This window comes from Streptomyces sp. NPDC050704, from assembly GCF_040654355.1.
Classification (GTDB): Bacteria; Actinomycetota; Actinomycetes; order Streptomycetales; family Streptomycetaceae; genus Streptomyces.
The window spans coordinates 1-10,891 of the sequence record NZ_JBFAHW010000036.1 but is presented as its reverse complement, the minus strand read 5'-3'; the positions used below and the strand labels follow the sequence as shown (position 1 = coordinate 10,891).

9 protein-coding genes are annotated in these 10,891 nt (G+C 68.0%); 2 read left to right on the top strand and 7 right to left on the bottom strand.

Annotation, left to right across the window (positions count from 1 at the left end; genetic code table 11):
- Positions 1-119: 119 nt before the first annotated feature.
- Entirely contained in the window at positions 120-716 is a 597-nt protein-coding gene (locus AB0I18_RS21935; RefSeq protein ID WP_363107228.1) for a TetR/AcrR family transcriptional regulator, read from the top strand.
- 348 nt (positions 717-1,064) lie between these two features.
- Here the strand turns inward: AB0I18_RS21935 and AB0I18_RS21930 are convergent, their stop codons facing one another.
- The 7 genes from AB0I18_RS21930 to AB0I18_RS21900 all read right to left on the bottom strand — a co-directional run bounded on the left by AB0I18_RS21930 (position 1,065) and on the right by AB0I18_RS21900 (position 9,370).
- On the bottom strand, positions 1,065-1,910 hold the full coding sequence (locus AB0I18_RS21930) for an ATP-binding cassette domain-containing protein (RefSeq protein WP_363107227.1): 846 nt from the start codon (positions 1,908-1,910) through the stop codon (positions 1,065-1,067).
- On the bottom strand, positions 1,907-2,917 hold the full coding sequence (locus AB0I18_RS21925; protein WP_363107226.1) for an ABC transporter ATP-binding protein: 1,011 nt from the start codon (positions 2,915-2,917) through the stop codon (positions 1,907-1,909). The genes AB0I18_RS21930 and AB0I18_RS21925 overlap by 4 nt, the downstream gene beginning before the upstream one ends.
- Positions 2,914-3,777, bottom strand: a complete 864-nt coding sequence (locus AB0I18_RS21920) for an ABC transporter permease (protein ID WP_363107225.1) — start codon at positions 3,775-3,777, stop codon at positions 2,914-2,916. Before AB0I18_RS21920 ends, AB0I18_RS21925 begins: the two co-directional genes overlap by 4 nt.
- Entirely contained in the window at positions 3,774-4,694 is a 921-nt protein-coding gene (locus AB0I18_RS21915; protein ID WP_363107224.1) for an ABC transporter permease, read from the bottom strand. The genes AB0I18_RS21920 and AB0I18_RS21915 overlap by 4 nt, the downstream gene beginning before the upstream one ends.
- 77 nt (positions 4,695-4,771) lie before the next feature.
- Entirely contained in the window at positions 4,772-6,424 is a 1,653-nt protein-coding gene (locus tag AB0I18_RS21910; protein ID WP_363107223.1) for an ABC transporter substrate-binding protein, read from the bottom strand.
- Positions 6,425-6,728: 304 nt separating this feature from the next.
- Positions 6,729-7,211: a hypothetical protein gene (locus AB0I18_RS21905; protein WP_363107222.1), complete on the bottom strand. Its 483-nt coding sequence runs from the start codon at positions 7,209-7,211 to the stop codon at positions 6,729-6,731.
- A 5-nt stretch (positions 7,212-7,216) separates the two neighbouring features.
- On the bottom strand, positions 7,217-9,370 hold the full coding sequence (locus AB0I18_RS21900; RefSeq protein ID WP_363107221.1) for an acetate--CoA ligase family protein: 2,154 nt from the start codon (positions 9,368-9,370) through the stop codon (positions 7,217-7,219).
- 83 nt (positions 9,371-9,453) lie between these two features.
- Between AB0I18_RS21900 and AB0I18_RS21895 the strand changes: the two genes are divergently transcribed.
- Positions 9,454-10,891, top strand: a 1,438-nt coding sequence (locus AB0I18_RS21895; protein WP_363107220.1) for an amidase, incomplete at its 3' end; no start/stop codon positions are given.

Sequence of the window (10,891 nt, the reverse complement as noted above, 5' to 3'; positions counted from 1 at the left end):
CCGGGCGGCGTTACACCCACGGGGAGAGCACGCAACTTTCATGTAAAGTCTGATGTACGAAACTGACGGGGTGAACGTAAGGGACGCGGGCACCCGCCAGCCGCGGACGGGGAGGAAGCATGCCGAAGTACGTCGATCCGGAGCTGCGCGCGAAAGAGATCACCGACGCGGCCGTTCGCGTTCTGGGCGAAGGCGGGTTCGCCAAGCTCACCTTGAGGAATCTTGCCAAGCGGCTGGGCGGTTCGATCACGCTCGTCACCCACTACTTCCCCAACCGTGATGTGCTCATCACCGGCATTCTTGAGCACTTCTTCGCCGAATCGGACCAGTTCGCCGAGGAGCTCGCCGCTATCGCCGATCCCGCAGAGCGGCTGCACGCGGCGCTCCTCTGGTTTCTGCCTGTTGACGAGGAGACCTTGGTCAGGGAGCGGGGGCGCATCGCGCTGGTCGCTCACCGGGACGCCGACGCGGCGGTCGACGACTTCATCACACGCTTGGAACCGGCCATGAGGGCGATCCTCGCCCAGGGCATCGCGGGCTTCGTCGAAGATGACGAGTTCGAGGTGACGCTGGACCTGTTGCGCTCCTGGACGACCGGCATGGCTCTGTCGGCGGTGGAACATCCGGAGATCTGGACCGTTGAACGTCAACTGCGGGCTCTCGACCGGTTCCTGGCACTGCTCTCGATGCCTGCGGTCCACCGCGTGAACGCCTGAGCCGGTCGGCCGAACCAGCCCTCGTGGGTCCGGCGGAGATTCCTGGCTACACCGGGCTCGGGCGAGATCCGCAGGACGCCGCCTTGGGGCCGGCCGCGGCCGCAGCCCCGCCGCCGCGTGCTCCGGGGCACGCAGCACGTGCGCTCCGGACACGCTCGTACTGTCGTACGGTCCGGAAGGCGCCGCGGTCGGACGCCTGTTACGGCCATCAGGGCGCCGTACGGCACGGTGTCTTCCGTGCGACAGCGCCACGTACGGTCGGAGATCTGTTGCGTGAGGAAGGCCGCACCCACGGGTGTCGCAGGTGCGGCGTCCACACGCGGATGCCGGTCAGGATGACGTTGCCTCTCACGGGACCGGCTCGTCGACCGCAGGACGCCTGTCACGACTTCGGCTGGGCTTCCACCCCGGTCGGGGAACCGCGTCCAGGAGATCCTGTGTGTAGGGATGCTGCGGAGCATCCAGTACCCCTGCGACCTCGCCGCGTTCGACGACCTGGCCGTGGCGCATCACGACGCACGTGTCGCAGACCTGCCGGACCACCGCGAGGTCGTGGGACACGAAGAGGTAGGCCACGTCGAGCGTGTCCCTGATCTCGTTGAGCAAGGTCAGCACCTGCGCCTGAACACTGACGTCGAGCGCGGAGACCGCCTCGTCGAGGATGAGGACCCGGGGTCGCAGTACCAGGGCGCGGGCGATGGCGACCCGCTGGCGCTGGCCGCCGGAGAGCCGACGGGGGTACGCCTGGGCGTGCGAGGCGTCCAGTCCGACCCGTTCGAGCGCCTCGGCCACGCGGGCCCTGGCCGTCGTACGGCCGACGTCGAAGTGCATGGCCAGCAGCTCGGACAGGCCCGCACCGATGCGCTGTCGCGGGTCGAGTGAACCGAACGGGTCCTGGAAGACCATCTGGACCAGGCGCGACCGGGCCAGGCGCTCGGCACGGCCACGCGCGGGACGCGTCCAGTCCTGGCCGGCCACCGTGATGCTGCCTGAGGTGGCCTTTCCCAGTCCCGCGATGATTCTGGCCGTCGTGGTCTTGCCCGACCCGGACTCCCCCACGACGGCCAGTGAGCCTCCGGGCTCCAGCACGAGATCCACGCCTTCGACGGCGTGCAGTTCCTCGCGCGCGCCGTCGTCACCAACCACGGTGAAGCTCTTGTGCAAGCCGGCGACCTCGACGATGGGACTCGTCACGCTCTCACCTCCATGAATGCCTGGTCGGCGATTTCCGCCGTCCGGTGACACGCGACGAGCCGGCCCGACCGAGGTTCGAGTCGCGGTCGCTCGTCACGGCATATCTGCTGGGCGAAGGGACATCGGTCGACGAAGACGCACCCCGGGCCCACCTCGAAGGCGGAGGCGGGGCGCCCCGGGATCGCGACGAGGGGCCGCCTCTCCACCGGACTGGGACGTGAGGCCAGCAGCGCCGCCGTGTAGGGGTGCCCCGGCTGTTCGTGAACGAGGTCCGCGGGGCCGTTCTCCACCACGACCCCGGCGTACATCACGGCCAGCCGGTCCGTCACCGAGGCCGCGAGGTCGAGGTCGTGCGTGATGAAGAGCATCCCGAGCCTGCGGTCCCTGCGCTGCTCGTCCAGGATGGCCATCACGTCGGACTGCACCGTGACGTCGAGCGCCGTCGTCGGTTCATCGGCCAGGATCAGGTCGGGCGAGGTCATGAGGGCCATGACGATCATGACTCGCTGCAGCAGTCCGCCCGAGAGCTGGTGCGGGTACTGCCTCATACGTCGCGGACCGTCGTCCATGCCGACCTCCGCCAGGAGCCGGACGGCCAGCTCGGTCGCCTCCGGACGGCTCATCGCCTTCCGGGACGTGACCCCCTCGAGCAGGAACTCGCCCACGGTGAGGAGCGGATTGGTGTGGGCGCGGGGATCCTGGTAGATCATGCCGACGTGCGACGAGCGGTAGTCGGCAAGCTCCGTACGACTCATCCCCGGCACCGAACGGCCTCGGAACAGGACCTCACCATCGAGCTGGGCGCCTCGCGGCAGCAGTCGCATGACGGCCCGGGTCGTCATGGACTTCCCTGATCCCGACTCGCCCACGAGACCGAGGGACTCCCCTTCGTCGATCGAGAGGCTGACGTCGTGGATGACCCGGCTTCGCTTCCCGTCCCGGTCGAGGTCGACACGGACGTGCCTCAGCTCCAGCAGACGCGCGTCCGGCTTCTTGGGGTCCGTCATCGCTTGGCTCCGATCTTGGAGCTGATCCGCGCCCCGAGGATGTTGAAGCAGACAACGGTGACCACGATCATGGTTCCGGCCCACAGACTCTGCTGGAGCGCGCCGTCGAGGATCTCCGACCGCCCGTCGCTCACCATGAGCCCCCACTCGGCCGAGGGAGGCTGCACACCGAGGCCGAGGAACGACATCGCGCCGAAGTCCATCAGCGCGGAGCCGAAACCGATGGTGGCCTGCGCCAGCACGATCGGCAGGACGTTTCGCAGGATGTGCCTGGTGCAGATCCGCCAGCCGGACAGACCCGCGAGCCGGAGGGCCTCGATGTAGGGACGTCGCCGTTCGGTCGCCGCGACGCTGCGTACGACCCGGGCGACATACGGCGTGTAGATCAGGGACAAGGCGATGACGAGAGCCGTGAAGCCGCGGCCGAAGAGTGCGACCGCGAGCACGGCCACCAGGATGCCCGGGACCGCGAAGACCACGTTGAGCACGCGCTTGACGGCCGAGTCGAAGGCGCCGCCGATCCAGGCCGAGGTCACGGCGACAGCCGTGCCGAGGACCGAGCTGACGAGCACGATGATCCCGGGACCCGCAAAGCTCAGCCGCGCGCCCGCGAGCAGTCGCGAGAGGATGTCGCGGCCCAGAGAGTCGGTGCCCAGAAGGTGTGCGCCCGTAGGACCCTGGCCCGCCGCCAGGATGTTCGTCTGCGCGGGTGGATACGGGGCCAGGAGAGGACCGAACACGGCCAGCAGCGCCAGGAGGCCGCACACGATGCTCAGCGCGAGGAGGAAACGGTCTCCGCCGAGGGGAAGTCGAAACGGGCGTGGCCTGCTGGGCACCCGCTTCAGTGTCGTGGTGCTCATGGGCTGTGCTCCCTGAGGCGAGGATCGACCCGGGTCTGCACGAAGTCGATGACGGTGGTGACGACCACGAAGACCATGACCACCAGAACAGAGATCGCCGTGGTCGGCGCATAGTCCTTGCTGGAGACGCTTTTGACGAGCATCGACCCCACTCCGTCGATGCCGAAGGCGGTCTCCACGACGACGGAACCCGCTACGAGTCCTGCCACCGTCAGCCCGGAAGCCGTCAGCACCGGGATCGACGCGTTGCGCATCACATGCCGCCTGAGAACCAGTGACCTCGGCAGGCCACGCCCGACCGCGGTCTCGACGTGCTCGCGCACCGCCTCTTCCTTCACTGCCGCGGCAGTCATCTGAGCGACGTAGGCGACCCAGCCGATCGAGAGGGCCACCGCCGGCAGAGTGAGGTGCCACAGGCGGTCGACGAATCCTGCCCCGGAGCCGTACGTGGGGAACCAGCCGAGCTGGACGGCGAAGACGCCGATCAGCAGCGTCGAAGCGACGAAGCTCGGAATCGCGACGCCCAGGCCCGTGACACCGTTGACGAACGGGCGGAGACGATCGCTCACACCTCCCACGGCTCCCAGCGCGACCCCGATGACGAGGATGATGACCGCGGACATCAGCACGAGCGTCAGGGTCGTGAGCAGTCGCGGCGCCAGCAGGCTCGCGACGTCCTGCCGGCTGATCAGAGACGTGCCCAGATCGCCGTGCAGGGCATCGCCCAGCCAGTGGAAGTAGCGCACCACCACGGGCTCGTCCAGGCCGAGTTGATGACGCGCGGCTTCGCGCTGCGCGCCCGTCGCCCGGTCACCGACCACACGCGCGACGGGATCGCCGGGCGCCAGGGCAAGCGCCACGAAGATCACAAAGGATGCGGCGAGCACGGTGGTCACCGGCCCGACGACCCAGTGCACGACCCCCCGGGTCAGCGCCCGCGCGCGACGTCGGCCAGAACTACTCGGCCGTGACTCCTTTCCGCGGGACACCCGGCTCACCCGGCGGAACCGATGAGTGCCATGGAGGGCATCGACCAGTACGCGAAGGACGTCACGGCACCCGTCAGGTTCTTGTTGAGGAACGACACGGTGTTGGTGCTGAGGAGCGGGATACCGCCGTTGTCGCGCTCGTAGATGTCCTGGGCTTTGACGAACAGCCGCGCGCGCTCCTGCACATCGAAGCTGGCACGAATCTGGCTGATCAGCTTGGTGACCTCGGGGTTGTCATAATTCGTGTAGTTGTAGACCGACGTGGGCAGATAGACGAAGCCCGTGGCCTCGACCGGATCCTGCACACCGTTGAACGAGGAGTTGAGCATGAGGTCGACGCCGTCCCTCTTCGAGGCGTCGTACTGTGCCTGAGCGAACTCGAGGGACTGCATCGGCCGGAGTTCGATCTCCAGTCCCGCCTGCTTCGCCTGCTGCTGGACCAGCTGGGCAACCTGCCCGTACGTCTGGTTGCCGCCCTCATAAGCCAGGACGATCTTCGTGCCGTCGTACGACGACTCACCGACGAGCCGTTTCGCCGCGGCCTCATCGTGTGCGCGTTCCTTGGCGAAGCGGTCGTAGGCCTTCTGGTAGATGGCGCGTCCACCCTGCTCCCACGTGGTGGTTGTGAGGTGGGTGTAGTTGGGAGTCGCGGCTCCCTTGTAGACGACCTTGGCGAGCGCGTCCCGGTCGACGAGGACCTGAAGGGCCTGCCTCAGTCGGGCGTCTTTGAGCGGGCCGTCGGTGCGCGCCACGTCCAGCGACAGTCCCTGGGTGGACGGCCCGAACCGCAGGGTTCCCGTGGAGGACTTCTCCAGAGCCGGGATGGCGGTCGGCGAGATCTCGTACGCGCCGTCGATCTCGCCGGCGTCCAGGGCCTGGGTCAGGGCGGTCGAATCGCTGATGAAGGTGAACTTCACCGTCGCCGGGCGGGCACGGTAGTCGTCGTTCCAGTAGCGGTCGTTGCGCGTCATCGTGATGCTGTCGCCGCTCTTCCAGCTCTTCAGCTCGAAGGGGCCGCTGCACATCAGACCGCCCGCCGCGGTACCGAACTTCTTCCCCGCGGCCTGCGCGAACTTCTTCTGCACGACGACACCCGCGATGGCTCCCATCTCCTTCGCGAACAGCTCATCGGGTTGCTTGAAGTCGACGGTCACCTCGGCCGGTCCGGTGACCTTGATCGACTTCACCTTCTCGAACACGAAACCGACGATCCGGGAGGGGTCGGCCGAGCGGTTGAGGCTGTAGGCGACATCCTCGGCCGTCAGCTTGGAGCCGTCCCAGAATGTGACGTCGTCACGGATGGACATCACGAGTCGCGTGGGACTGACCTGCTTGAGAGACGCGAGGTTGGGCTCTGTCGAGTAGTCCGCGCGAACCCGTATCAGCGGGTCGCACAAGTTGTCGACCACCGTGCCTCCGCTGTACGTGGCGGCGTTGGCCGGGTCGATGACGTCCGGTTCTCCGGCCGACAGGTTCCACGTCAACCGGTCGATGTCACCGGTGGCGCGGGCGGTCGTGGAGGTCAGTTTCCGGGACGTGTTCGGAGCAGTCGACTCGGACTGGCCACTGCACGCCGCCAGAACGCTCAGAGCGACGATCGAGCCGAGGCCGGCCACCACTCCGCTGCGACCGCGGGAGGGACGTAGATGACGGAACATGCACACCTCCTGGGTGTGGGCACCCAGAGGCCCGGGTGTCACGTAGCGCGCAATATATAACCAGCTCTACATGAAACGCAATGGCCGGTTTGCCGCCGTCCTCGAACACTCGGGAGCGGCCCGTGAGGCATGGCAAGGAGCCCCTCGCATGGAGATGCAGAGGGGCTCCCGCAGCACTGGGCCCGCCGGGCGGATGGCCCCGGACAGGCGGTGAGGTGCGCCGCGAAGCCGCGGCTGCTCCCGGAGACTTCACGGCGAAGGCACGGACCCGCGGCCTGCCGGCGTTCCGGTCACCCAGGCTGCTTCAGGTCGCTGTTCCCTCACGCCACAGCACCTGCTGCTGGACGACGAAGCCGGGCTTCTCTCTGCCCTGCACCTCCGAAGCGATACTCATGCGGAGCAGGAACCCGTCGCCGCGCTCGATGACGTCGTCGACCGTGCCCCGCACACGCCATCGGTCTCTGGCCCGTGTGGGGGACACGAAGCGGACCCGGTCCATCCCGTAGTTCCATGCCACCCATGGGCCTTCGACGTAGAGGACGTGGTTGACCAGGTAGTCGAGGAGTGCGACAAGGTGGTAGCCCTCGACCAGGTCGTCGGGGTAGGCCGTGAGATCGACCTCGTGGGGACTGACGTCGCTGTAGGTCGCACTGTCGAACAGCTCGAGCTTCTCGGGCTCCACCTGAAACCAGTCCGTGAGGAACTCGCGGCCCCGCAACGACGGCGCATCCGAGACCTGCGGGACGACGAGGCGAACGGCCTCGGAACTCTCCTGTACGGAATCCATGGTGCTCACAGTCCTTTCGTCTTCGCCGAAGCCACGATGAGCGCGTCGACCACGCGCACCCGCCCGCTTCCCCGCTCAACCATCACCGGATTGAAGTCGCCCTCTGCCAGCACGTCGGCAAGGTCCGCCGCCAGCCATGCGCAACGCTCGATCAGATCCACCAGAGCCCCTGTGTCCGTCGCACCGTCCTGCCTCCGGTAGCCCGCGAGGAGCCTGCCGAGGCGCGTCCGGTTCAGCAGCTCCGACGCCTCCCCCGGCGCCAGCGGGGCAAGCCCGAGCGAGACGTCCCCGATGAGCTCGACGAGGACACCTCCCGTGCCCACCGTCACCGTGGGCCCCAGGGCGGGATCGCGTACGAAGCCGACCAGCACCTCGTCGGCGTCGCGCACCTGCTCCTGGACCTCGTAACCGTCGATCAGGGCATGCGGCACGAGCGAGGTGACACTCGACTCGATGCCCTTGAACGCCGCTGCCAGCTGTTCCGCCGCCTCGACGCCGGTGACCACGCCGCCCACCTCGCTGCGGTGACTGACGTCCGCCGACGCGACCTTCACCACTACGGGGTACCGCCCGTCCGCCCACCGCTGAGCCTCAGCGGCGTCCTTCACCAGGACCGAACTCACGACGGGTATGCCGTACGCATCCAGCAGACGTCGGCACACGGGCACGGGCAGTGGTCCGGAGTGTGCGGACACCTCACTCCGCAAGGCCTCGACCGCATCGGGTCCGGGCAACCCGGCGGGCCGTTCGACATCCGGGACCACCGGCTGCTGGTTTCCGGCGAGGACCCGGAGCGTCGTGACGGCGTTGGCCAGCCCGCGCAGCACGGGTACCCGCGGACCCGCCATCTGCTGCACCTGCGTGCTCACCGACGCGCTGGTGGGAGAGGCGATGACCACCGGTTTGCCGGTCCCGGACTCCGCCAGCGCCCGGGCAGCCTCGTACATGCCTGCCGCGTAGGACGTCTCCTCCTCGCTCATCGAGGCAAGTGCTTCGACGAGAAGAACGACGCTGTCCACGTTCGCGTCCGCGGCCACGATCGGCATGACCTGCTGATACACGTCCTCCGCAGCCCCCGGGCTGCCTCCCACGTCCAGCGGGTTGCGCGGCTGCATTCCCGGCAGGAGCTCGGCCAGCGTCCGTACGGTGTGCTCCTCGAACTGCGGGAAATCCACTCCGAGCCGCGCGGCGACATCTGCCGCGAGCGCGGCCTCGCCACCGCTGTCCGTGACCACCGCTGCTCGCGGCCCTGCCGCGAGCAGCCCTCCGGGCGAAGCGAGATGAGACAGGGCGACGGCAAGTTCGTCGTAGTCGGACACGAGGGGGACGTCGAGGCGGCGGAAGAGCGCGACGTAGGCATCGTCGCGTCCCACGATCGCTCCGGTGTGTGCCACCGAGGCCTGGGAGCCGGCATCCGTGCGCCCGACCTTGAGCACCACCACCGGCTTGCCGGCAAGCCGGCACCGCCCCACGGCGGCCTCGAACGCGCGAACGTCGCGGATGGACTCCATCACGACGCCGATGGCCTTGGTCTGTGTGTCGTCGGCCAGCCAGTCCAGATAGTCGGCCGTCGACGCGCCCATCTCGTTCCCCGAGGAGATGATGAACGAAAAGCCCACGCCCTCCGCGGCCCGCGCCAGGAACGAGGCCGATCCCGACTGTGTCACCAGTGCGGCGTGACCTGCGGCCACATCGGTGAGCATGCCCTCGTAGAACCACATCGGGACGCCATCGGCGACGTTGAGGACGCCCATGCAGTTGGGTCCGTTGACGACGATGCGCGCGTTCGAGCAGAACTCGCGCAGCGAGGCGCCCTCCTCGGCGGTCAGGCCGGCCGTGGCCACCACGGCGCCGGCCACACCCCGGTTCTCGAGTTCGCTCAGCGCCGGGACAAGGGAGGACGCGGGGATGTTCAGCAACGCGACGTCGACCCCGTCGGGCAGCTCGGCAACCGTCCGGTGAGCCTTGATGCCTTCCACCACACCACCGGCGGGATGCACCACGTGAAGGGAACCCGCGAAGCCTGCGCGGCGCAGATTGCGGATGGCCTCGTTTCCGCCGGCGACGCGCGTGGCGGATGCGCCGAGCACAGCAATGGAGCCCGGCCTCAACAAGCGATCGATGGCTGACCTGCGGCCGGCAGCGTCGTAAATGAGCACACGCACCTCTTTTCATCTCCGTACCGAGGGGCGTAATGTAGCACGCGTTGCATAACCTTCAATATATCTCCGGGAGTGACCTGATGGACAACGACATCGCGTTCATGTCGGCGATCGAACTCGCTCGGGAATACCGAAGCCGCAAGCTCTCCCCCGTCGAAGTCGTCGACGCCCTGATCACCCGCGTCGAAGAGCACAACCCGAAGATCAACGCGTTCGTGACGACCACGTTCGAGGCGGCCAGAGAGGACGCCCGACGCGCGGAGCAGGTGTTCGCGGGCGGTTCCGACGACGCGCCGCCCCTGCTGGGCATCCCCTTGACCATCAAGGACCTCACCCCCACCGCAGGCGTACGTACGACCTATGGCTCACTCCACTTCGCCGACCACGTCCCCACCGAGGACGGCGTGATCTGGGCTCGGCTGAAGGCGGCCGGAGCAGTGCTCCTGGGCAAGACGACCACCCCGGAGTTCGGCGGCCACTCCATCACCGAGAGTCCGTTGACGGGAGTCACCAACAACCCCTGGGACCCCGCTCGGACGACGGGAGGGTCGAGCGGTGGAGCGGCGGCCGCGATCGCCGCGGGCTTCGGGCCCCTGGCGGTCGGCAGCGACGGCGGCGGCTCCATCCGCGTACCGTCGTCCTACTGCGGAGTCGTCGGCCTCAAGGCCTCGATCGGACGCATCCCGCGCCACCCGGAGGCGGAGGCGTTCGAGTCGGTCGGTGCGGTCGGCCCCATGACGCGCACCGTCGCGGACAACGCCCTGATGCTCTCGGTCGTCGCCGGCCCACACTCTCGCGAGCCCTACTCGCTGATGGAGAGCGGAGTCGACTACCTGGCGCTCGCGCAGACCGGATCCCTCGCCGGCGTACGTGTCGCGGTCAGTCCCGAACTCGGCAACCCTCCCATCCAGTCCGACGTGCGCGAAGCCGTCCTGGCAGCCGCAGACGTCTTCGGCACCGAACTCGGCGCGGTCGTCTCCCCCGTCGACGTACACCTCCCCGACCCGATGGAGTACTTCGTCAAATGGTGGGGGCCGATCATCGCGGCCGGGATGGGCGAGTTGGTGGACCACATGAGCGAACCCGAACTCACACATCCGCTGATCCTGTCGTTCATGAAGCGGGCGGACGGTGTGTCGGCGAAGGAGTTCGCGCACACCGCGTTCACCGAACGGCAGCAGATCCACGAGGCGTTCGCCTCGGTCTTCGACGACCATGAGCTCCTCATCTGGGCCACCACACCCACCACCGCCTTCCCCCACCCCGGCCCTGCGGGCGGCCCCCTGACCGTCGCCGGGGCCGAGGTCAGCGAGCCCGCGCTCGACAACCAGCGCCTCACCGAAGCCATCTCGCACGCGGGATACCCCGCCATCTCCATCCCCTGCGGTTTCGACGCCGACGGACTGCCCATCGGCCTGCAGATCGCGGGGCGCCACGGACACCCACCCACAAGACCCGATATCCCCCACGCGAGAACCGCCACCGTCACCGCGAATGCCGCGAAGCCCGCCCACTTGA